The following is a 22,372-nucleotide window of genomic DNA, read 5'->3' as shown; positions in this document are numbered from 1 at the left end:
CACCTCCCGACCCTGGCTATCACCAGGGGATACGGCGCCCATCATAGGCGAAGAAGGCGCCGCTGTCGCCCGGCCCCGCCGCCGCGATGACGCGGCGCATGCCGGCCACGCTGTCGGTCGGCGTCACGGGTGCCTTCGGCCCGCCCATGTCGGTCTGCACCCAGCCGGGATGCATCACGATGCAGGTGATGCCGTCGTCGCGCCAATCGGCGGCCAGGGTGCGGTTGCCCATGTTGATGGCGGCCTTGGACGCGCGATAGGCATACATGCCCCCGCTTTCCGTCTCGGTGATGGAACCCAGCTGGCTGGACACCGTCGCCACCTTCGCCCCCGCCGACAGCAGCGGACGCAGGGCAAGCGACACCAGGATCGGGGCCAGGCCATTGACCTTCAGTGTCTCCAGCCAGCCCTCGGCATCAATACCGTCCTTGGACTGTGCGGCCAGATCCGGCCCCATGATGCCGGCATTGTTGATCAGCAGATCAACGGAGCGACCGTTCAGCGCGCCGGCAAAGGCCTTGATGGAGGCCGGGTCATCAACCGACAGGGCGAACAGTTCCACGCCCGCCACATCGGCCAGCCCGCCGGGGCTGGACAGATCGCGGCAGGTGGCGATGACTTTCCAGCCATCGGCGGCATATTGGCGGGCAAATTCAAGGCCGATACCGCGATTGGCGCCGGTAATGACGACAGTGGGCATATCGCCCCTCCCCATCTGGTTTCAGGTCAGGCGGTCAGCGCCGCCGTTAATGCCTGAATGTTGTCCCCGCCCGTGGCAACAAACAAGACCTGATCCAGCGCATCGGGATGATCCGCGACGAAGGCACGCACGGTCGCCACGGCAACCTGCGCCGCCAGCGCCTTGGGAAAGCGATAAGCACCGGTGGAGATGGCCGGCAACGCGATGGACCGCCCCCCCTTCTCCACACACAGTTCCAGCGCACGGCGGTAACAGCGGGCCAGGACCTTGTCCTCCCCCATCTTGCCGGTGACATAGACAGGGCCGACGGCATGCACGACCCAGCGCGCCTTCAGCGCGAAACCCGGCGTGATCCCGGCATCGCCGCGGCCCACCGGGTCCAGCGCGGTGGCGGCGGCAAACAAATCCGGGCCGGCCGCATCATGGATGGCGCGCGACACACCGGTGCCACCACCCAGGCCAGGGGCTGCCGCATTAACAATGACATCAACATCCAGGGCCGTGATATCGCCCTGGTGAACCCGCAACTCGGTCAATTCCTGCTCCCTACCAGCGCCCTGTGACAGCCGCGTCAGACCATGAAGACCAGCGTAGCCGTCCGCCCGCCATCGGTGACGGTCAGGCCCGCCGACATGACGCGCATGATCTCCAGACCACGACCAGACTTGGCTTCCACATTCACGGGCGGGCGGATGCTGTCGGGATCATACCCGCCGCCCTGATCGGCGATGCGGATATGCAGCTTGCCATCCGCCGCCCAGGCCGACAGGTCGATGCGGCGCGTCGCCTTGTCCGGGTCGGCCAGCGTCGATGTCAGCCGCTGACAGAAGGCGTCGAACTGGCTGGGATCATCAACCAGCGACCCGCCCATGGCCAGATTGCCATGCAGGACGGCATTGATGATCGCCTCATGCAGCGACAGTTCCGCATCATGGCGCACCGCCGCCGGCAACAGACCACGCACCAGCAGCCCCTCACAGAACTGCGCCGCCGTATCCAGCGTCCAGGCCAGCCGCGTGGTCAGGGAGACCAGCAGATGTCCATCGGCCAGCGCCGCCGACAGCTTGGCCGATGGCAGGGTGCCCGGCGGCCCCTGTTCCACGATGGCGGCACAGCCCGACCGCAACGCGGCGATCAGATCGGGGGCCGCCCCTTCGGCGATCACCCGGACGATCGTGCCCTCGCCATGCGGACCGGCATCGGCAACGGGCAGTCCCAGCTCGGCGGCGATCCGGGTCCGTTCGGCCTTGTCCAGCGTTTCACCGGCCACCTGGAAATCCATCTTTCCCCCGCCCTTCATCCAGCACCCTTTGACTGGTCTACCGCGTTCGACCCACTTCCGTCATCCGCCAGATCAACGACCATGGGCGTCCCGACCAGAAATCCGTCGCCCGGCGCATATTCCGCCGCTACCCGTCTGACAAGATCATCACCCGATCGGGCGAAACCGTACAGTGTCTTTCCATCCCCCCAGCCGCCGGCGCCGCCACTCCCCCCGCCAAGCGACGGATTGGTGACCTTTACGCACCACAGCCGGTCGAATCGGTTCCACTGTCTATCCAACATGGAAACCACGCGGCGGGGCGACGCGCGCAGCCGCTCAATGCGGGTTTCCGCCATGGTGATGACACCCTGCATCTGCGTGATATGGCGTTCCGCATCCTCCACCGCCTGTCGGATGGCGGCATCCTCCTTCTTGGCGTGGCGCAGGGCGGCGGCGACCATGTTCTTCTCATCGACGGCGCGCGACAGCTTGCGTTCCACCACGCGGATCACGGCCATCAGCCGGCGGCCCGCCAGCACCAGACCGGACCCGGCCAGTGCCAGCGCAAACAGGCTGATCAGGTTCATCCAGGTCGCGATCATGGCCCGTCCATGCTCCGCGCCGAGGTGACAAAGGTCAGTTCCTGCACCGCAAAACCCGAATCGGGCGAGAACTCCGCAGTCAGCATCTGGCGGGCGGGACGTTCCCCCGCCGCCCAGATACGGACATTGTTGGTGTAGCGCCAGATGCTGGGGGCGCTGTCGAAATCGCGGCCCGACTGGTCGGCCAGGATGCGGTTGGCGACGCGGGCGGTGTACAGGCTGTCGGCCACGCCCTGCCGGCCCAGCTCGTGCCACACCTCCACCCGGTCGCGCTCCACGGCGGACAGCGTCATCTCCAGCCGGGCCAGCTGCGACTTCATGCGGAACCGTTCGGCGCTGCGGCGGTCGCGCTGCGCGGCGTTCTCCCGGTTGACGGCCATCAGCCGTTCCAGGGCGGCCTGCCCCTCGCGCGTCTCCCGCTTCACTTTCGCGTGATCGGCCACCCATTCATAAACATCGGGGATGACGACCCGCAGCATCTCCAGCAGCACGATGGCGACAAGACAGGCGGCAGCCGAAGACAGGATGATCACGTCGGACGTCGACAGTTCCAGATACATCCAGCCTCCAAACCAGCCCCCATGGACCGGGGCGCTTTGTCGCCGCCGATGATACGAAGACGGGGGCCGCGCGACAGTGAAATTTTTCACCTGTCGCACCTGCCATTGTCCTATCCTGACCGCCAGGGCGCGGATGGACGCGCCAAACCGTCTGATATCTAGGGATGCTGGTCATGGACAAGGGTTCGCCGAAGGCCATCCTGTTGAAGGATTACGCCGCACCGGCCTGGTGGATCGAAACGGTCGATCTGTCGTTCGATCTGCGCGATGGGGGTACGCTCGTCACCTCCCGCCTGGGCCTTCGTCGCAACCTGGATGTGGTCCGGGCCCCCCTGGTCCTGGATGGGCAGGAACTGGAACTGGTGTCCGTCACGGTCGGCAACCACCCGCTGAGCCTTGATGACTACGCGATTACCCCCGACCATCTGACCATCCGCGACCTGCCCGGCGATCAGGTGGAGATCGAGATCGTCACCCGCATCCACCCGGAAAAGAACACGGCCCTGGAAGGCCTGTACAAATCGTCGGGCAATTACTGCACCCAGTGCGAGGCCGAGGGCTTCCGCAAGATCACCTATTTCCAGGACCGGCCCGATGTGATGGCCAGATACCGGGTGCGGGTGGAGGGCGATCGGGAAGCCTACCCCGTGCTGCTGTCCAACGGCAATCTGGTGGATCAGGGCGATGCTGGCGACGGTCGCCATTGGGCCCTGTGGGAAGACCCCTGGCCCAAGCCCTGCTACCTGTTCGCGCTGGTCGCCGGCAATCTGGTCCATATCGAGGACCGGTTCCGCACCCGCTCGGGCCGCGACGTCACCCTGCGCATCTATGTGGAGCCGGGGAACGAGGACAAGTGCGGCCACGCCATGGAAAGCCTGATCAAGTCCATGAAGTGGGACGAGGATGTCTATGGTCTGGAATATGACCTGGATATTTTCAACATCGTCGCCGTGGGCGATTTCAACATGGGGGCGATGGAGAACAAGTCCCTCAACGTCTTCAACACCAAATACATCCTGGCCCGCCCCGACACCGCCACCGATACCGATTTCTTAGGCATCGAAGCCGTTGTGGCACATGAATATTTCCATAACTGGACCGGCAACCGTGTCACCTGCCGCGACTGGTTTCAGTTGAGCCTGAAGGAAGGCCTGACCGTCTTCCGCGATCAGCAGTTCAGCGCCGACATGAACTCCGCACCTGTAAAGCGCATCCAGGATGTGACCCGCCTGCGCCAGGTGCAGTTTGCCGAAGATGCCGGCCCCACGGCCCACCCCGTCCGGCCCGACAGCTATATCGAGATCAACAATTTCTACACGCCCACCGTCTATGAAAAGGGGGCGGAGGTTCTGCGCATGTACCATACGCTGCTGGGTGCGGCGGGGTATCGGCGCGGTATCGATCTCTATTTCGCCCGCCATGACGGGCAGGCGGTAACCACCGACGATTTCCTGGCCGCCATGCGCGATGCCAACCCGGATGCGGGCGTCGACTGGGAGCAGTTCAGCCGTTGGTACGCGCAGGCCGGCACGCCGGGCGTCAGTGGTGAGGGGGCTTACGACCCCGCCAGCCGCACCTATCGCCTGACCCTGCGCCAGACCCTGGCCCCCACGCCGGGGCAGCCGGTGAAGCAGCCCATGCTGATCCCCGTTTCCCTGGGTCTGGTCGGCCCGGATGGCAAGGATCAGGCCCTGAAACTGGCCGGTGAAGACAGCACCACCACCGGCACCCGCGTCCTGGCCCTGAATGCGGCGGAACAGAGCTTCACCTTCACCGACGTGCCGGCGGCCCCCGTCCCGTCGCTGTTCCGGGGTTTCTCCGCACCCATCAAGCTGTCGTTCGATTATTCCGACGCCGACCTGACCTTCCTGATGGCGAATGACAGCGACCCGTTCAATCGCTGGGAAGCGGGGCAGACCCTGGCCTCGCGCCTGCTGCTGGGTCTGGTGGCCGACCGGGCGGCGGGCCGTGACATGGCCGTGCCCAAGGGCTTCATCGATGCCATGGGCGCCACGCTGTCCCGCGCATCCGAAGACCCGGCCTTCGCTTCCCTGGCCCTGACCCTGCCGTCGGAGAATTATCTGGGGCAGTTGATGGAGGTGATTGATGTGGACGGCATCCATGCTGCCCGCAATCTGGTCCGCGCCACCATCGGTCGCACCCATCGCGACGCCCTGCTGTCGGCCTACCGCGCCAATGCCGAACAGGGCGAATTCAGCGTCAATCCCGACGCTATCGGCCGCCGCGCGCTGAAAAATGCCGCGCTCGCCTATCTGCTGGCCGCCGACGATGCCGATGGCAAGGCGCTGGCCCTGGCGCAGTACCGCACCGCCACGGGCATGACCGATGTAATCACGGCCCTGGCCCTGATCGCCGACAGCGATATGCCGGAACGGGCGGACACCCTGGCCGCCTTCGCCGCCAAATGGAAGGATGAGGCTTTGGTCATGGACAAGTGGTTCATGATCCAGGCCGCCTCGTCGCGCCCCGACACGCTGGCCAATGTCACGGCCCTGCTGTCCCATCCCGGCTTCAACATCCGCAACCCGAACAAGGTCTATTCCCTGATCGGCGGTTTCACCGGCAATGCCGTGGCCTTCCACGCTGCCGATGGCTCTGGCTACGAATTCCTCGCCGACCGGGTGATCGCGCTGAACAAGCTGAACCCGCAGGTCGCCAGCCGCATGGCCAAATCCTTCGCCCGCTGGCGCAAATATGATGGCGAACGGCAGGCGGCGGCCAAAGTGGCGCTGGAACGTGTGGCCCACACGCCCGACCTGTCCCGCGATGTCTATGAGATCATCGCGCGCAGCCTGGAGGGTTGACGATTGACACCGGCGACCCAGCCTTAGACGGGTTGGGTTGCCGGTGCCCCGGACCGGAATGGCGATGAGGCCGCCTTGAATTTTCTGCGCAAGATCCTGGCCCCCAAGGCACCACCCGTGAAGAAGCGGGTGCGTCCGGCCCTGCCCCCGCCCCGCCTGATGGCAGTGGAGGGCGTGCCGGTGCCGGTGGAGGTGCGGGTATCGGCACGGGCACGGCGTCTATCCATGCGGGTGGATGCCGCGCGCAACATTGTGCGCATCTCCACACCCCCACGGGTACCGGATAAGGACCTGCATTTGTTCGTGGGCCGGCACCGCGACTGGCTGGAACAGCGCCTGTCGGCGGTGCCGGACAAGGTGGCCTTCGTCCCCGGTGCCATCGTGCCCATTCTGGGCATCGACCATGTCATCCGCCATGCCCCCACGGGCCGCCGCACGCCGCAGCCCGCGACCCTGCCCGACGGCACACGCGAGCTGCGCGTGGGCGGGGAACTGGAATTCGTGCCCCGCCGCGTGGCCGATTTCCTGAAGGCGGAGGCCCGCCGCCTGCTGGCCGCCCGGTCACAGGAAAAGGCCGCCCGCCTGGGCGCCCGCATCACCGGCATTACCGTCCGCGACACCCGTTCACGCTGGGGCAGTTGCTCCCCCGACGGGCGGCTGTCCTATTGCTGGCGGCTGGTCATGGCGCCCGATCCGGTCTTTGACTATGTCGTGGCGCATGAGGTGGCGCATTTGCGTGAAATGAACCATTCCGCGCGCTTCTGGGCGCTGTGCGCCAGCCTGACCGATGGTGTGACCGAACATCGTGACTGGTTGCGCGCCAACGGCGCCCGGCTGCACCGCTATGGCGCTTAAGTCCGTCGGCAGTGCACTGATTGGGGTGGCCGCCTTGCTGGCCCTGTCGCTGCTGCTGGGCCTGCCCGCCATACCGGGCGATATGCTGACACCCGAACATCGCGGCCCCGTGCTGGAACTGTCGGTTTTGTTCGCCGCAGCATTGCTGCGGCCCCGCCGGCCCGGCAAGGCCGCGATCTGGAGCCTTTCCATCTTCTGCTGGCTGATCCTGCTGCTGCGGCTGGCCGATCTGGTCAGCATATTGACGGCGGGCCGCCTGTTCGAACCGGCCTTTGACCCAGCATTGGTGCCGGCCTTGTGGGATGTGCTGGCGCGCGGGCCGGGCGGGTTGCTGGTGGGGGCGGCCTTGCTGGTGGCCCTGGCCGGCCTGCTCTGCCTGTGCCGCTGGCTGATGGGCCTGATGCTGCGCGCATCGCCGCCGGCCCTGCCGACGCTTGCCATCCTCGCCCCGCTGACCCTGCTGACCATGCAGCCGCTGACCCACGGCCCCATCGGTGTCCTGTGGGATCAGGGCAAGCGCTGGCAGGCGGCGGCACAGCTGGAGGCCGGGATGGCCGAAGCGCTCGCCCACGACCCCGCCGCCGGCCTGCCCAATGAACAGATCTTCGCCGCCCTGCGGGGCCTGCCCCTCATCCTGGCCTGGGTGGAATCCTACGGCCAGTCGGCCCTGACCGATCCGTGTCAGGCGGACGTGGTGGGTGACCGTCTGCGCGCGATGCAGCAGGCCCTGACGGCGGCCGGTTTCCATATCCGCTCCGGTCTGGTGGAAAGCCCGGTGATCGGCGGACGCTCCTGGCTGGCCCATGGCACCTTGCGCGCCGGCATCCGCCAGGATCAGCCCCTGGCCCAGCGCATGGTCCTGACCGCCGGACGCTGCGGTCTTGTCTGTGCGCTGAACCGCGCCGGCTGGCGCACCCAGGCGGCGATGCCGGGCCTGACCCTGCCCTGGCTGGAGGGGCCGGCCTGGGGCTTCGACAAGGTCATGAACCGCCCCAGCTTCGCCTATGCCGGCCCTTCCTATGGCTGGTCGCCCCTGCCGGATCAGGCGATGCTGGCCAGCCTGTCGCCGGACTGGTCCGGTCCCCGCCCGCTCTATCTGGAAATCGTGCTGACCAGCAGCCACGCACCCTGGAGCCCCCTTCCCAACTGGAAGCCCTACAGCCAGGGCCTGATCGACGGGTCGGCCTATGCCGGCGACGACCTGACCGCCGACTATACCGACATGGCCGCCGCCTATGGCCGTTCTCTGGATTACAGCCTGCGTGCACTGGGGGACTGGGTGATGCAGGAGGTGCCGGAAGACGCCCTGATCATCATCCTGGGTGACCATCCGGCCCTGGATTGGATTTCCAGCGGTCAGGGCGATCGCGTACCGATCCATATCCTGTCCCGCGATGCCAGCCTGCTGGATCGTCTGGCCGGATTGGACCTGACCCCCGGCCTGCTGCCCGCCGCCGATGCCAGACCCCTGCCGATGTGGGAGGTTTTCCCCGAACTGCTGTCCCGCTTCGGCCCCGTGCCCTTGCCAAGCCCGCCGATCCATGCCGACATGCATGAAAAGGCGGGGGAGGCAGGGCCGTGATCGACAAGCTGGAACTGTTCCTGGCGCTGGCCCGTGCCCGCCATTTCGGGCGCGCAGCGGAAGAGGCCGGCGTGTCGCAGCCCACGCTTTCCGCCGGCGTGAAACATCTGGAGGACATGCTGGGCGTGCCCCTGGTGGTGCGCGGATCGCGGTTTCAGGGTTTCACGGCAGAGGGAGAACGGCTGCTGGAATGGTCGCGCCGGCTGGTCGGCGACTGGCGATCCATGCGGCAGGATATCGAGGCGCTGCGCAAGACCGTCTGCGGTCACTTCCGGCTGGCCGCCGTGCCCACGGCCCTGGCCATGGTGCCGAAACTGACCATCGCGGTCATCGACAAGCATCCAGGCGTGGATTTCCTGATCCTGGCGTCGAACTCCCAGAAGATCATCGAACAGGTGGAAAATCTGGCCATCGATGCCGGCCTGACCTATCTGGACAATGAACCGGTCGGCAATTTCATCCAGATCCCGCTCTACCGGGAGCGGTATCACCTGATCACCGGTCCCGACAGCCGGTTTTCGGGCCGCACAGAGGTGCGCTGGGCGGAGCTGCAGGGGGTGCCGCTCTGCCTGTTGTCGCCCGACATGCAGAATCGCCGCATCATTGACCGCGCCCTGCATCAGGTGGGGGTGAAGGCGGAGGTGGCGGTGGAAAGCAATTCCATGACGGCCCTGGCCGCCCATGTCCGCACGGGCCGCTGGACCAGCATCATGCCGACGGTGCTGATGGAGGCGTTGGGCCTGCCGGCGGAACTGGCCGCCATCCCGCTGATCGATCCCGTGATCGAACATACGATCGGGCTGGTGATGATGAACCGCGAACCCCATTCCCCCATGGCCACCGCCATGATCGCGGCGGCCCGGAAATTGTCGCACATGCAGGGGGTATAGCGCGAAGGTCGCTCCCTCACCCTCCCCTTGGCTGACGCCAACGGGCCCCTCCCTCTCCCGCAAGCGGGCGAGGGGCAAAGTTCCACCCCTCGCCCACGAACGTGGGAGAGGGAGGGGCCCAAACGCGCCAGCGTTTGGGAGGGTGAGGGCTCAACGGTAGAGATAAAGGCTCAACGCCCTAAAATCTCGCCCAGCGCCGTCAGCAACTTGTCCGTCTCGCCATCCGTCCCGATGCTGATGCGCAGGAAGTCGCTGATCCGGGGCTTGGCGAAATGCCGGACCAGAATGGCCTTGGCGCGCAGGGCCGCCGCCAGTTCCCCGCCCTGATGCCCCGGATGGCGAGCAAAGACGAAGTTCGCCGCAGACGGCAGCACCTCAAACCCCAGCCCGTTCAACGCATCCGTCAGTCGTTCGCGGGTGGCGATGATCATGTCGCGGTGGCGTTCAAACCATTCCCGGTCCTGCCATGCGGCCAGGGCACCGGCCTGGGCCAGCCGGTCCAGCGGGTAAGAATTGAAACTGTCCTTCACCCGCTCCAGCGCATCGATCAGATGCCGCTGCCCCACAGCGAAACCAACACGCAACCCGGCCAGCCCGCGCGACTTGGACAGCGTATGGACCACCAGCAGGTTGGGATATTTCTTCACTAGCGGGATCGCCGTCTCGGCCCCGAAATCGACATAGGCCTCGTCGATCACCACCACCTGATCGGGATGTTCGGCGACCAGCGCCTCGATCCAGTCCAGCGGCTTAGCGATGCCCGTCGGCGCATTGGGGTTGGCCAGGATGATGGCGCCGCACGGCTGCCGGTAATCCTCCAGCCGGATCTCGAACCCCGCATCCAGCGGCACCAGCACCGACTTGATGCCATAGAGCCGGCAATAGGTGGGGTAGAAGCTGTACGTGATATCCGGGAACAACAGCGGCAGGTCATGGTTCAGCAGCCCCTGGAACACATGGGCCAGCACCTCGTCCGAACCATTGCCAACGAACACCTCGCCCGCATCCAGCCCATAGGTCTGTGCCACCGCCTTGCGCAGATGGATGCCCGTGGGTTCGGGATAAAGGCGCAGCGCATCACCATTGGCCGCATGGATGGCGGCGACGGCATGCGGCGACGGGCCATAGGGGCTTTCATTGGTGTTCAGCTTCACCAGCCCCGAAATCTGGGGCTGTTCCCCCGCCACATAGGGGCTGAGGGTGTGGACGATGGGACTCCAGAAACGGCTCATTCCAGTAACCTGGCTCGCGTGTCGGAAAGGGGTGACGGCATGAAGATATGGTCTTCGCAGGCCCGCCGCCCATGGCGAAATGCCAGCCCTACCATGCATATCGGCGGTATCCGGCCCGGCCAACATATTGCGCGTGCGAACGGTTTGATCAGGATGTGCAATCGCTCAACAAAACAATCCCATTGATCATGGGGTCGTTTGGGCAAAACCTGCATGCGTGATTGCCCGCTGGAGTTCCCAATGACCCCCCCATTGCCTTGGGACGCGCGCCACGCCGCCGATATCATTGATCGGCATTTGCATCTGGAGGGTCCGACCCTTCCGATCCTGCATGCGTTGCAGGAGGCGTTTGGCCATATTCCCGACGATGCCGTGCCCCTGCTGGCCGATGCGTTGAACCTGTCGCGCGCCGAAATCCACGGTGTTGTCACCTTCTACCATGATTTCCGCCACGAACCGGCGGGCCGCCACGTCATCAAGCTCTGCCGGGCAGAGGCATGTCAGTCGCTGGGATCGGAAAAGACGGCGACGGCGCTGCTGGAACGGCTGGGCATCGGCTGGGGCGAAACCACGGCGGATGGCACTGTCACGGTGGAAGCCGTCTATTGCCTGGGCCTTTGTGCCTGCGCGCCCGCCGCCCTGATCGATGGTGACCCGCTGGGCCGCCTGGATGGGGCAAAACTGGCGGCGGCGGTGGAGGGGGTGCGCTGGTCATGACCCGGATTTTCATTCCCCAGGATGTGGCGGCCCTGGCCGTGGGTGCCGATGCGGTGGCAAGGGCCATCGCGGCACAGGCCGGCGACGGCGTCACCATCATCCGCACCGGCTCACGCGGCCTGTTCTGGCTGGAACCGCTGGTGGAGGTGGAAACCCCTGCCGGCCGTGTCGCCTATGGTCCCGTTGACCCCACCGATGTGCCGGGCCTGCTGGCCGCCGGCATGCTGTCGGGTGCGGCCCATCCGCTCTGTCTGGGCCTGACCGAACACATCCCCTGGCTGGCACGGCAGAACCGTCTGACCTTCGCCCGCTGCGGCATCATCGATCCGCTGTCGGCGGCGGATTACCGCACCCATGGCGGGTTCAAGGGCCTGGAACGCGCCCTGTCGCTGGGTCCCGTTGAGACGGTGGAAGAGGTGGTGCGGTCGGGCCTGCGCGGGCGCGGCGGCGCCGGTTTTCCCACCGGCATCAAATGGCGCACGGTGGCGGCAGCACCCGCCGACCGCCGCTACATCGTCTGTAACGCGGATGAGGGCGACAGCGGCACCTTCGCCGACCGGATGATGATGGAGGGCGACCCCCTGGCCCTGATCGAGGGCATGGTAATCGCCGGCTTCGCGGTCGGGGCCACCAAGGGCTATGTCTATTCGCGGTCTGAATATCCCCACGCCAACCGCACCTTCACCAGCGCCCTGGATGTGGCGCGTCAGGCGGGGCTGCTGGGGCCGTCGGTGCTGGGCAGCGATATCGGTTTCGACATCGAACTGCGCGTGGGTGCCGGTGCCTATGTCTGCGGCGAAGAAACCGCCCTGCTGGAAAGCCTGGAGGGCAAGCGCGGCGTGGTCCGGGCCAAGCCGCCCTTGCCCGCCATCAAGGGCCTGTTCGGTCGCCCCACGGTCGTGAACAACCTGCTGTCGCTGGCCACCATCCCCACCATCCTGGCCAACGGTGCGCAGGCCTATGCCGATTACGGCATGGGACGGTCGCGTGGCACGATGCCAATCCAGATCGCCGGCAATGTGAAATTCGGCGGCCTGTTCGAAACCGCCTTCGGCATCACGCTGGGCGAACTGATCACCGATATCGGCGGCGGCACCCTGACGGGCCGTCCCGTGAAGGCGGTGCAGTGCGGCGGCCCCCTGGGCGCCTATTTCCCGCCCGGCCTGTTCGATACGGCTTATGACTATGAAGCCTTCACCGCGCGCGGCGGCCTGATCGGCCATGGCGGCATCGTCGTCTTTGATGACAGTGTCGATTTGTCGGCCCAGGCCCGCTTCGCCATGGAATTCTGCGCCATCGAAAGCTGCGGCAAATGCACCCCCTGCCGCATCGGCTCCACCCGCGGCACGGAAGTGATCGACCGTATCCGCGCCGGGGTGGAGGTAGAGGCCAACATCGCCTTGGTCGAAGACCTCTGCCAGACCATGAAATTCGGCTCGCTGTGCGCCCTGGGCGGCTTCACCCCCTACCCGGTCTTAAGCGCCCTTCACCATTTCCCCGAGGATTTCCGGCGCGGGCAATTGCCTGTGGCGGCGGAGTGAGGGGGTGGGGATGGTTGGACATACCGCCATTTCCGGCTATGATGCCACCATCGCCAGTGCGCGAAAGGGAACACCATGCCCCAGCTTGACCGCATTACCCAGGACCCCGGCATCATGGGTGGCAAGCCCTGTATCCGTGGCTTGCGCGTCACCGTCGGGATGCTGGTCGCACAGGTCGGCACCGGGCGCGGTATTGACGAACTTCTGGCCGACTACCCCTATCTGGAACGCGAAGACATCCTTCAGGCACTCCGGTACGCGGCATGGCGCGCAGAAGAGCGAGAGATCGTTCTGGCCTCCGCATGAGGCTGCTGATCGATATGAACCTGTCACCGCGCTGGGTGGATGCCTTGGCGGCCGCCGGGATATCAGCGGTACATTGGATAAATGTCGGTTCGCCTTACGCGCCAGACCGTCAAATCATGGACTATGCCGCGATGAACAACATGATCGTGCTGACCCACGATCTGGATTTCAGCGCCATTCTGGCGGCAACGAAGGGTACACGACCCAGCGTCGTGCAAATTCGAAGCGACGAGATCACACCAGAAGCCATGGCGTCCATTCTGGTCACTGCCCTGTTGCAGGTCGCGAACGATCTGGCTGCTGGTGCCTTGTTGACAGTCGATCCCAAACGATCCCGTCTGCGGCTGTTGCCTCTGGGCTGAGCCCCACCCCTTTAAACTTTCCGGGCTACGTTGGCATGCCCACGGCCTCCCCCCTGCGTCAGGAGCGGGCACCATGACCCTCATCCACGAAACCGATTTCGGCACCCCCGCTTCGCGCGCTGAAAAGCTGGTCACCCTCACCATCGACGGGCAGCCGGTCACCGTGCCGGAGGGGACATCCATCATGCGGGCGGCGATGGAGATGGGGACGAAAATCCCCAAACTCTGTGCCACCGACATGGTGGATGCTTTCGGGTCCTGTCGCCTGTGTCTGGTGGAGATTGAGGGGCGGCCCGGCACGCCCGCTTCCTGCACCACGCCCGTGGCCCCCGGCCTGAATGTAAAGACCCAGACCCAACGCCTGAAGCAGCTGCGCAAGGGGGTGATGGAGCTTTACATCTCCGACCACCCGCTGGACTGCCTGACCTGTGCGGCGAACGGCGACTGCGAATTGCAGGACATGGCCGGGGCCGTGGGCCTGCGGGAGGTGCGCTATGGCATGGACGGGGCCAACCATTTCAAGCCCGACAGCCCGCTCGCCCTGCCCAAGGATGAGAGCAACCCCTATTTCACCTACGACCCCGCCAAATGCATCGTCTGTTCCCGCTGCGTGCGGGCGTGTGAGGAGGTGCAGGGCACTTTCGCCCTGACCATCGAGGGGCGTGGTTTCGACAGTCGCGTGTCACCCGGCCAGCATGACGCCTTCCTGGACAGTGATTGCGTGTCCTGCGGCGCCTGTGTCCAGGCCTGCCCCACCGCCACCTTGCAGGAAAAGTCGGTCATCGAGATCGGGCAGCCTGAACATTCCGTCGTCACCACCTGCGCCTATTGCGGCGTCGGCTGCGCCTTCAAGGCGGAAATGCGCGGCGACGAACTGGTGCGCATGGTCCCCTACAAGGATGGCAAGGCCAACCGGGGCCATTCCTGCGTGAAGGGGCGTTTCGCCTGGGGTTATGCCACGCACAAGGAACGCATCCTGTCGCCCATGATTCGCGACAGCATTGACCAGCCCTGGCGGGAGGTCGGCTGGGAAGAGGCTATCGGCTTCACCGCCAACCGCCTGAAAGCCATCCAGGCCAAGTATGGCAAGGATAGTATCGGCGGCATCACCTCGTCCCGCTGCACCAACGAAGAAACCTTCCTGGTGCAGAAACTGATCCGCGCCGGGTTCGGCACCAACAATGTCGATACCTGTGCCCGCGTCTGCCATTCCCCCACCGGCTATGGCCTGAAAACCACCTTCGGCACGTCTGCCGGTACCCAGGATTTCGACAGCGTCGAACAGACCGATATCGTCATCGTCATCGGCGCCAACCCGACCGACGGCCACCCGGTCTTTGCGTCGCGTTTGAAAAAGCGATTGCGGCAGGGGGCGAAGCTGATCGTCATCGATCCGCGCCGCATCGATCTGGTGAAGTCCGCCCATATCAAGGCAGAGGTCCACCTGCCCCTGCTGCCCGGCACCAATGTCGCCATCGTCACGGCACTGGCCCATGTCATCGTCACCGAAGGGCTGGTGGATGAGGCGTTTGTGCGCGAGCGTTGCGACTGGGCGGAGTTCCAGGAATGGGCCGCCTTCGTCTCCGAACCCCGCAACAGCCCGGAAGTGGTGGGGCCGATGGCGGGCGTGGAGCCCGACGCCATCCGCCACGCCGCCCGCCTGTTCGCGACCGGCGGCAACGGTGCCATCTATTACGGGCTGGGCGTAACCGAACATTCCCAGGGTACCACCACCGTGATGGCCATCGCCAACTTGGCCATGGCCACAGGCAATATCGGGCGGCCCGGCGTGGGTGTTAACCCGCTGCGCGGGCAGAACAATGTCCAGGGCGCCTGCGACATGGGCTCCTTCCCGCATGAATTCACCGGTTACCGCCATGTCTCTGACGATGCCACAAGGCAGATGTTTGAGGAACTGTGGGGCGTGCCGCTCTCCGGCGAACCGGGCCTGCGCATTCCCAACATGCTGGACGCCGCCGTCGATGGCACCTTCAAGGGGCTTTATGTGCAGGGCGAGGACATTCTTCAGTCCGATCCCAACACCCACCATGTCGCCGCCGGTCTAGCCGCCATGGAATGCGTCATCGTGCAGGACCTGTTCCTGAACGAAACGGCCAATTACGCCCATGTCTTCCTGCCGGGCTGCACCTTTCTGGAAAAGGACGGCACCTTCACCAATGCCGAACGCCGCATACAGCGGGTGCGCCGCGTAATGGCGCCCAAGAATGGCTATGCCGATTGGGAAGTGACCATGCTGCTGGCCCGCGCCATGGGCTTCACGATGGATTACGCCCATCCCAGCCAGATCATGGACGAGATCGCGCGTGTCACGCCCAGCTTCAAAGGCGTGTCCTATCAACGCCTTGAAGAAATGGGCTCCATCCAGTGGCCCTGCAACGACAAGGCACCGACCGGCACGCCCGTCATGCATATTGACGGGTTCGTGCGCGGTCGGGGCAAGTTCGTGATTACCGAATATATCCCGACGGAGGAACGCACCGGCGCCCGCTTCCCGCTCTTGCTGACCACGGGCCGCATCCTGTCGCAGTATAATGTCGGCGCCCAGACCCGCCGCACCGCCAATGTCGTCTGGCATGAGGAGGACCGCCTGGAAATCCATCCGCATGACGCGGAAAACCGGGGTATCCGCGATGGCGATTGGGTGAAACTGCAAAGCCGGGCGGGGGAGACCAGTCTGCGCGCCCTGATCACCGACCGGGTGGCCCCCGGCGTGGTCTACACCACCTTCCACCACCCGGATACGCAGGCCAACGTCATCACCACCGACTATTCCGATTGGGCCACCAACTGCCCGGAATATAAGGTGACCGCCGTCCAGGTCGGCCATTCCAACGGCCCGACCCAGTGGCAGCAGGACTATGAGGCCCAGGCCAGACAATCCCGCCGGATTGAGGGCCAAGCGGTTGAGGCCGCCGAATGAACCAGCCTGCGGCGAAACCCCTTCGGCGGCTGGCCTGGCACGACGGCACTCTGCGGGACGGCACCCGCATGGTGGCCGACGAGGTGCCCGTGGCCATCGTGCATGACGGCGCCACCTATGCCGTGATGATGGCCAGCCCCGCCGATCTGACGGATTTCGCCATCGGGTTCAGCCTGACCGAAGGCATCATCGACAGCCCGGATGAGGTGGACGATCTGGAACTGGTCGAAACCGACCTGGGCTGGGTGGTCCGCCTCTGGCTCTCCAAACGTTCCCGTACCGCCCTGACCACCCGCCGCCGCCGCCTGACCGGTCCCGCCGGCTGCGGCCTGTGCGGGGTGGAAAGCCTGGGGGAGGCGGTGAAGCCGGCCCGTCCCGTGGGCGCTGGCCGCCCGCTGACACCGCTGGCCCTTGCAACCGCGTTCGATGCGATGTCGCAACAGCAGGCATTGGGCCGCCTGACCCGCGCCGCCCACGCCGCCGCCTTCCTGGCCCCCGATGGCAGCGTCACCGTGCGCGAAGATGTGGGCCGCCACAATGCGCTGGACAAGCTGATCGGCGCGCTTGCCCGCACCGGCATCGACACGACGCAGGGTGCCATTCTGATGACCAGCCGCGTGTCGGTGGAACTGGTGCAGAAGGCGGCGATGGCCGGTGCCCCCATCCTGGCCGCCGTCTCCGCCCCCTCCACGCTGGCCGTGAAGCTGGCTGATGAGGCGGGCATGACGCTGGTGGCCGTGGCCCGCGCCGACGGGTTTGAGATTTTCAGCCACCCCCACCGCATTCAGACAGAGCAGGAGCAGACCCGTGTCGCCTGACAAGCTGGTCATGATGGCCAACCAGATCGGCGCCTTCTTCGCCAGCCAGGGGCCGGGCGGGGTGAAGGGTGTGGCCGACCATATCAAAAGCTTCTGGGACCCGCGCATGCGGGCCGGAATCCTCGACCATCTCGATAACGGCGGCGAGGGGTTGAACCCCATCGTCATCCAGGCATTGGAGAGTTTGCGCAAAGCATAGGCGGTTATCGTCCACCTCATAGCCGTTGCTTCGTCATCCCGGCGAAAGCCGGGACCCAGGGCAAAAAGATCAAACCTTCAGGCTGCTTGGATCGAAGCTGCTGACAGGTGGAACACTTGGCCCCTGGGTCCCGGCTTTCGCCGGGATGACGAAGAAGAACAAAAACAACCAGACCGGCGCCATCAAGAAGCACCGGCACCAAACGCGTCCATCCAAATTCCGCCTTACAGGGGCGAACGAACAGGAGGAAACAAGGGCATGGTAGCGGCAGATCAAACCCAGGGGCAGGGCTTTGGACAGCCCGGCCTTCTTGACCGGGAACGCATCATCGCGCATGCGGGCTTCAACCGCTGGCTGGTGCCGCCGGCGGCATTGGCCATCCATCTCTGCATCGGCATGGCCTATGGTTTCAGCGTGTTCTGGCTGCCCCTCAGCCAGTCGATCGGCATTACTGCACCGGTGGCTTGCCCCGCCGATGCCGGGCTGATGAACGCCCTGTTCACCACTGCGTGCGACTGGAAGGTCGCGGATCTGGGCTGGATGTACACCCTGTTCTTCGTCCTGCTGGGGTCCAGTGCGGCCATCTGGGGCGGCTGGCTGGAACGTGAAGGCCCGCGCAAGGCCGGGTTTGTCGCCGCATGCTGCTGGTGCGGCGGCCTGCTGATCTCGGCGATCGGCATCTACACCCACCAGCTCTGGCTGATGTGGTTGGGGTCGGGCGTGATCGGTGGTATCGGCCTGGGCCTGGGCTATATCTCGCCCGTCTCCACCCTGGTGAAATGGTTCCCCGACCGGCGCGGCATGGCCACCGGCATGGCCATCATGGGCTTTGGTGGTGGGGCCATGATCGGCTCGCCGCTGGCCAACATGCTGATGAACGGCTTCAAGACGGAAACATCGGTGGGTGTCTGGGAAACCTTCGTGGTCCTGGCTGTGATCTATTTCGTGTTCATGATGGCCGGCGCCTTCGGCTACCGCATCCCGCCGCAGGGCTGGGTCCCCGCCGGCTGGACCCCGCCCGCGGCCAGTGCCAAGCCGATGATCGCGCAGGGCAATGTCCATGTGAAGGACGCGCACAAGACCAAACAGTTCTGGCTGATCTGGGCTGTCCTCTGCCTCAATGTCTCCGCCGGCATCGGCGTGCTGGGCATGGCCTCGCCCATGTTGCAGGAAATTTTCGGCGGCGCCCTGTTCGGACAGCCGGAACTGGGCTTCTCCGACCTGAACCCCGATCAGAAGAAGATGATCGCGGGTGTGGCCGCCGGCTTCACGGGCCTGCTGTCGCTGTTCAACATCGTGGGCCGGTTCTTCTGGGCCTCGCTGTCGGACAAGATGGGCCGGAAGATGACCTATTTCACCTTCTTCGCCCTGGGTATCGTGCTCTATGCCTCGGCCCCGTCGCTGGCCCATATGGGATCGAAGATCGGCTTTGTGGTCGCCTTCGGCATCATCCTGTCCATGTATGGCGGCGGCTTTGCCACCGTTCCGGCCTATCTTGCCGACATGTTCGGGACGAAGTTCGTGGGCGCCATCCATGGCCGTCTGCTGACCGCCTGGTCCACCGCCGGCATCCTGGGTCCCGTCGTCGTGAATTATATCCGCGAGGCGCAGATCGCGGCAGGCGTGCCGCGTGCCCAGGTCTATGATTATACGATGTATATCCTGGCCGGCTTCCTGGTCCTGGGCTTCATCGCCAATGCCCTGATCACGCCCGTGGACCGCAAATGGTTCATGAAGGATGAGGATGCGGCCCCCACAGCCGTCACAGCCAGCGCCAACCGCAGCGATGTGGGCAGCGGCGGCCTGGATGCCAAGGTGCTGCTGGCCTGGCTGGCCGTCGGCATCCCCATCGCGTTTGGCGTCTATCAGACGCTGCAAAGCGTGGTGAAGCTGTTCGGATAGGCAGATGGCGCGATTATGACCACATCCATTCGGCTGGGACCTTTTGGCAGCTTGACCCAAAGCTTCCACGCCGTATGTGATGTGGTCAGCGCCACTTTTCCGGCGTCAAAGCCCCCGAGGGAGTATCACGATGAAGTCCCTGTTTGCCGCTTTTGCCCTGACGGGCGTCGCCATGCTGTCCGCCGGCACCGCCATGGCGCAGGACGCCGCCAAGGGCGAGGCCGTGTTCAAGAAGTGCATGGCCTGCCATCGCGTGGGCCCCGATGCCAAGAACCTGGTCGGCCCCATCCTGAACGGCGTTGTGGGCCGCACCGCCGGCAAGGTGGAAGGCTACAAGTATTCCGATCTCAACCATAATTCCGGCGAGGCCGGGCTGGTCTGGGATGAAGCCCACCTGATCAATTATCTGGCTGACCCGCAGGCCTTTCTGAAGAACTACCTGACCGAGAAGGGGAAGGCAGACAAGATCGTGGGTGCCACCAAGATGATGTTCAAACTGCCGAACGAGCAGGAGCGCAAGGACGTCGTCGCCTTCCTGAAGACCAAGTAAGGACCTACCCCTTGAAGGCCGGCGACCGCCGGCCCGCGCACACATGTGCGCGCAAGCCCAAGCTGCCGCAGGCAGCGCCCGGCGCTTGAGGGAGCATGGATAGCCATCGGATCGGGACTGTTCCCGATCCGGTGGCCCATTGACGGGCGCCGCGGCGCACCGTAAGCCTTGGGGCATCATGACAGATGCCAACGCCCCCCTGATCGAAACCCTGTTCGCAACCCGCCTCTACCGCGCCGAACTGGACGGGATAGCGGCGTTGAATGACGAACTGGCCGCCTGCTGCCGGTCGGCGGCAGAGGATGATGTGGCCGGCCAGAAATGGTCCGCCAAGAATGGCTATACGGGCTATACCTCCTATTCATCCCTGGATGATCTGCCCTGGCGTTTCCCGGCGGTGAAGGCGCTGAAATCGCATCTGGACCGGCATGCCAAGGCCTTTGCCAAGGTGCAGGAATGGCAATTGGGCGACAAGAAGCTGGAACTGGACAGCCTGTGGATCAATGTCCTGGACCCCGGCGGCTTCCACGGGTCCCACATCCATCCCAACAGCGTGATCAGCGGCACCTATTACGTCGACATCCCCGACGGTGCCTCCTCCATCCGGTTTGAAGATCCGCGTCTGGCCCTGATGATGGCCGCCCCGCCGCGCAAGCCGAAGGCGGCGCGCGACATGCTGCCCAGCATCCCGGTGGCGCCCAAGGCCGGCACCCTGCTGATGTGGGAAAGCTGGCTGCGGCATGAGGTGGTGTTGAACCAGGCCGAGAGCGAGCGGATTTCGATCAGCTTCAACTACGCCTGGCGCTGATCAGCAGGCGCGCGGCCTTGGCCAGGGCCGCCGCCATGCCTGACCGGCTGTCCAGCCGCCGCATGCTGGGAAACCACGGGCGCACCACCGTGCCCAGCCCGGTCCAATCCGCCCGCCCCAGGCGCCAGACAGGCACGCCCAGCGCACCCGCCAGTTCTCCCACCGCCGTCGGCACCGTGATGACAAGGTCAAGCGCGGTGATCAACGCTGCCTGACCTTCCAGGTCATCATTGAGGTCCAGATCGTCAAAGCGGGTGATGGGCACGCCCGCCCCTTCCACCTCCCCCGGTTCCAGGCCGCGTTGCAACCCGATCAGGGTCACGCCGGGAATGGCGGCAAGCGGGGCAAAGTCGGACAGGCTGGCATAGGAACGGCGGCGCTCCGTCGTCATCATGCCGGACCGCCAGCAGATGCCGATCTTCAATTCCGGACCCAAGGCCGCCAGCCGGTCACGCCACACCGCCACCAGATCGGGCCGGGCCGTCAGATAGGGATGGGGTGACAGATCGCCCAGATGGGACCAGAGATGGCCCGCCACATCCCCCGCCGCCACCGCAAGATCGGCATCGCGCGGGTCGGGCGTTGCGGGCCGGACAGTGGCCAGGGGGAAGGCACGGGCCAGCAGACCCGTCAGCCGCCGGTCCCCCTCGATGACCAGATGGCCGCAACGGGCGGCCAAGGCCGGGTACAGTGCCGCGAACATCAACTGATCGCCCAGCCCCTGTTCGCCCCAGACCAGCAGCCGACGGCCCGCAATGTCGGACCCGTCCCAGACAGGCAGAAAGACTTGGCGGCCACGGATGGTCTGCGTCCCCCGGAACCGCATGGCATAGCCCTTCCACCCGGCCTCCAGCGCCCCCTCGGTCAGGTCCAGAAGGCCACGGTTATAAAGCGCGGTGGGCAGGCCCGGCATGGCGGCCAATGCTTGGTCATAGTCACGGCGGGCGGCGGCGGGATCGCCCGCCATCTCCGCCACCCGGCCCAGATTGTTCCAGGCCTCGCCATTGCTGGGGTCAAGGCACAGCGCCTCCTGCAACGCCGCCCGCGCCGGAGCCAGTTGCCCCCGCTGGCGCAGCACGTCGCCCAGCCCGGCATGCAGATGCGTATCGGCCCCGCCCAGGTTCAGGGCCAGCCGATATTCGCCCTCCGCCGCGTCCAGCCGGTCCAGGTCCTTCAGCACCGCCGCCAGATTGCCATGGGCAATGGCCGACCCCTTATCCATGCCGATGGCGCGGCCATGCGCCTTGACCGCATCCTCCAGCCGGCCCAGCGCGCGCAGGGCATTGCCCAGGTTGGTCCAGGTGCCGGGATCAAGGGGACGCAGGGCCAGCGCCTTGCGATAGGCCCCTTCCGCCTCTGCCGGTTGATCCAGGGTCTGGTAAAGATTGCCCAGATTGACCCAGGCCGCATTGTAATCCGCCGCCGCCACCACGGCGCGCCGCATGAAGGGCAAGCCATCCGCCGGACGGCCCGTCTGCTGCAGGGCCAGACCCAGCAGGTGCAGGGCCACCGGCGCTTCCCCATCCCGCGCGATGACGGCACGGTAGAATGGCATGGCACCGGCGGGATCACCCGTCTTCTGCCGTTCGATACCGCGCTCCAGCCAGCTTGACGGATCATCATCCGGGCCATCGCCGGGCAACAATACCAATTCGCCGAAGGCTTGACCTTCGGTGGATTGGAGGCCGCCGACTGGCGGCCCGGCGCTCGTGCGCCGT

General features: G+C 65.4%; 21 protein-coding genes. 14 read left to right on the top strand and 7 right to left on the bottom strand.

Annotation, left to right across the window (positions count from 1 at the left end):
• Nucleotides 1–19: 19 nt before the first annotated feature.
• From ACODSP_RS26480 to ACODSP_RS26460, 5 genes are read right to left on the bottom strand one after another with little or no spacing between them, the layout of a single operon-like run.
• Nucleotides 20–700, bottom strand: coding sequence for an SDR family oxidoreductase (locus tag ACODSP_RS26480; protein ID WP_488968516.1), 681 nt, complete (start codon nt 698–700; stop codon nt 20–22).
• 26 nt (nt 701–726) lie between these two features.
• The gene (locus tag ACODSP_RS26475) at nt 727–1,236 is read right to left on the bottom strand and encodes a macro domain-containing protein (protein WP_488968515.1); all 510 of its coding nucleotides are present in this window, start codon (nt 1,234–1,236) and stop codon (nt 727–729) included.
• 35 nt (nt 1,237–1,271) lie between these two features.
• The gene (locus tag ACODSP_RS26470) at nt 1,272–2,000 is read right to left on the bottom strand and encodes an ATP-binding protein (protein WP_488968514.1); all 729 of its coding nucleotides are present in this window, start codon (nt 1,998–2,000) and stop codon (nt 1,272–1,274) included.
• The gene (locus ACODSP_RS26465) at nt 1,997–2,566 is read right to left on the bottom strand and encodes a hypothetical protein (protein ID WP_488968513.1); all 570 of its coding nucleotides are present in this window, start codon (nt 2,564–2,566) and stop codon (nt 1,997–1,999) included. The genes ACODSP_RS26470 and ACODSP_RS26465 overlap by 4 nt, the downstream gene beginning before the upstream one ends.
• Nucleotides 2,563–3,126 carry a hypothetical protein gene (locus ACODSP_RS26460; protein WP_444733927.1) on the bottom strand — a complete coding sequence of 188 codons (564 nt, stop codon included), beginning with the start codon at nt 3,124–3,126 and terminating at the stop codon, nt 2,563–2,565. The genes ACODSP_RS26465 and ACODSP_RS26460 overlap by 4 nt, the downstream gene beginning before the upstream one ends.
• Nucleotides 3,127–3,299: 173 nt before the next feature.
• Between ACODSP_RS26460 and pepN the strand changes: the two genes are divergently transcribed.
• The 4 genes from pepN (at nt 3,300) to ACODSP_RS26440 (ending at nt 9,278) form a co-directional block, all read left to right on the top strand.
• Nucleotides 3,300–5,951 carry an aminopeptidase N gene (pepN, locus tag ACODSP_RS26455; RefSeq protein WP_488968512.1) on the top strand — a complete coding sequence of 884 codons (2,652 nt, stop codon included), beginning with the start codon at nt 3,300–3,302 and terminating at the stop codon, nt 5,949–5,951.
• A gap of 75 nt (nt 5,952–6,026) precedes the next feature.
• Nucleotides 6,027–6,806, top strand: a complete 780-nt coding sequence (locus ACODSP_RS26450) for a M48 family metallopeptidase (RefSeq protein WP_488968511.1) — start codon at nt 6,027–6,029, stop codon at nt 6,804–6,806.
• Nucleotides 6,796–8,388: a hypothetical protein gene (locus tag ACODSP_RS26445; protein WP_488968510.1), complete on the top strand. Its 1,593-nt coding sequence runs from the start codon at nt 6,796–6,798 to the stop codon at nt 8,386–8,388. The genes ACODSP_RS26450 and ACODSP_RS26445 overlap by 11 nt, the downstream gene beginning before the upstream one ends.
• The gene (locus ACODSP_RS26440) at nt 8,385–9,278 is read left to right on the top strand and encodes a LysR family transcriptional regulator (RefSeq protein WP_488968509.1); all 894 of its coding nucleotides are present in this window, start codon (nt 8,385–8,387) and stop codon (nt 9,276–9,278) included. The genes ACODSP_RS26445 and ACODSP_RS26440 overlap by 4 nt, the downstream gene beginning before the upstream one ends.
• 170 nt (nt 9,279–9,448) lie before the next feature.
• On the opposite strand, the gene hisC is transcribed toward ACODSP_RS26440, so the two are convergent.
• Entirely contained in the window at nt 9,449–10,510 is a 1,062-nt protein-coding gene (hisC, locus tag ACODSP_RS26435; protein WP_488968508.1) for a histidinol-phosphate transaminase, read from the bottom strand.
• A 240-nt stretch (nt 10,511–10,750) separates the two neighbouring features.
• Here hisC and ACODSP_RS26430 point away from each other — a divergent pair, with 240 nt between their 5' ends.
• The 10 genes from ACODSP_RS26430 to ACODSP_RS26385 all read left to right on the top strand — a co-directional run bounded on the left by ACODSP_RS26430 (nt 10,751) and on the right by ACODSP_RS26385 (nt 20,654).
• Nucleotides 10,751–11,227 (top strand): formate dehydrogenase subunit gamma, encoded by a 477-nt coding sequence (locus ACODSP_RS26430; RefSeq protein WP_488968507.1) that lies wholly within the window; start codon nt 10,751–10,753, stop codon nt 11,225–11,227.
• Complete coding sequence (locus ACODSP_RS26425; RefSeq protein ID WP_488968506.1) at nt 11,224–12,768, top strand: formate dehydrogenase beta subunit; 1,545 nt, start codon at nt 11,224–11,226, stop codon at nt 12,766–12,768. Before ACODSP_RS26430 ends, ACODSP_RS26425 begins: the two co-directional genes overlap by 4 nt.
• Nucleotides 12,769–12,843: 75 nt before the next feature.
• Nucleotides 12,844–13,074 carry a DUF433 domain-containing protein gene (locus ACODSP_RS26420; protein WP_488968505.1) on the top strand — a complete coding sequence of 77 codons (231 nt, stop codon included), beginning with the start codon at nt 12,844–12,846 and terminating at the stop codon, nt 13,072–13,074.
• Complete coding sequence (locus ACODSP_RS26415) at nt 13,071–13,436, top strand: DUF5615 family PIN-like protein (protein WP_488968504.1); 366 nt, start codon at nt 13,071–13,073, stop codon at nt 13,434–13,436. Before ACODSP_RS26420 ends, ACODSP_RS26415 begins: the two co-directional genes overlap by 4 nt.
• Nucleotides 13,437–13,509: 73 nt before the next feature.
• Nucleotides 13,510–16,377: a formate dehydrogenase subunit alpha gene (fdhF, locus tag ACODSP_RS26410; protein WP_488968503.1), complete on the top strand. Its 2,868-nt coding sequence runs from the start codon at nt 13,510–13,512 to the stop codon at nt 16,375–16,377.
• On the top strand, nt 16,374–17,195 hold the full coding sequence (gene fdhD, locus ACODSP_RS26405; RefSeq protein ID WP_488968502.1) for a formate dehydrogenase accessory sulfurtransferase FdhD: 822 nt from the start codon (nt 16,374–16,376) through the stop codon (nt 17,193–17,195). Before fdhF ends, fdhD begins: the two co-directional genes overlap by 4 nt.
• Nucleotides 17,185–17,394, top strand: coding sequence for a formate dehydrogenase subunit delta (locus tag ACODSP_RS26400; protein WP_488968501.1), 210 nt, complete (start codon nt 17,185–17,187; stop codon nt 17,392–17,394). Before fdhD ends, ACODSP_RS26400 begins: the two co-directional genes overlap by 11 nt.
• Nucleotides 17,395–17,652: 258 nt before the next feature.
• Nucleotides 17,653–19,296, top strand: coding sequence for an OFA family MFS transporter (locus ACODSP_RS26395; RefSeq protein ID WP_488968500.1), 1,644 nt, complete (start codon nt 17,653–17,655; stop codon nt 19,294–19,296).
• 130 nt (nt 19,297–19,426) lie between these two features.
• A complete protein-coding gene (locus tag ACODSP_RS26390; protein ID WP_488968499.1) occupies nt 19,427–19,846 on the top strand; it encodes a c-type cytochrome in 420 nt (139 codons plus the stop codon).
• A gap of 178 nt (nt 19,847–20,024) precedes the next feature.
• Complete coding sequence (locus ACODSP_RS26385) at nt 20,025–20,654, top strand: TIGR02466 family protein (protein WP_488968498.1); 630 nt, start codon at nt 20,025–20,027, stop codon at nt 20,652–20,654.
• Here ACODSP_RS26385 and ACODSP_RS26380 read toward each other — a convergent pair.
• On the bottom strand, nt 20,635–22,372 hold a 1,738-nt coding region (locus ACODSP_RS26380; protein ID WP_488968497.1), incomplete at its 5' end, for a tetratricopeptide repeat protein. The genes ACODSP_RS26385 and ACODSP_RS26380 overlap by 20 nt on opposite strands.

It is taken from the genome of Niveispirillum sp. FG156, from assembly GCF_057809555.1.
Note: the sequence above shows the minus strand (reverse complement) of the source record. Positions and strands in the feature narration are given on the sequence as shown.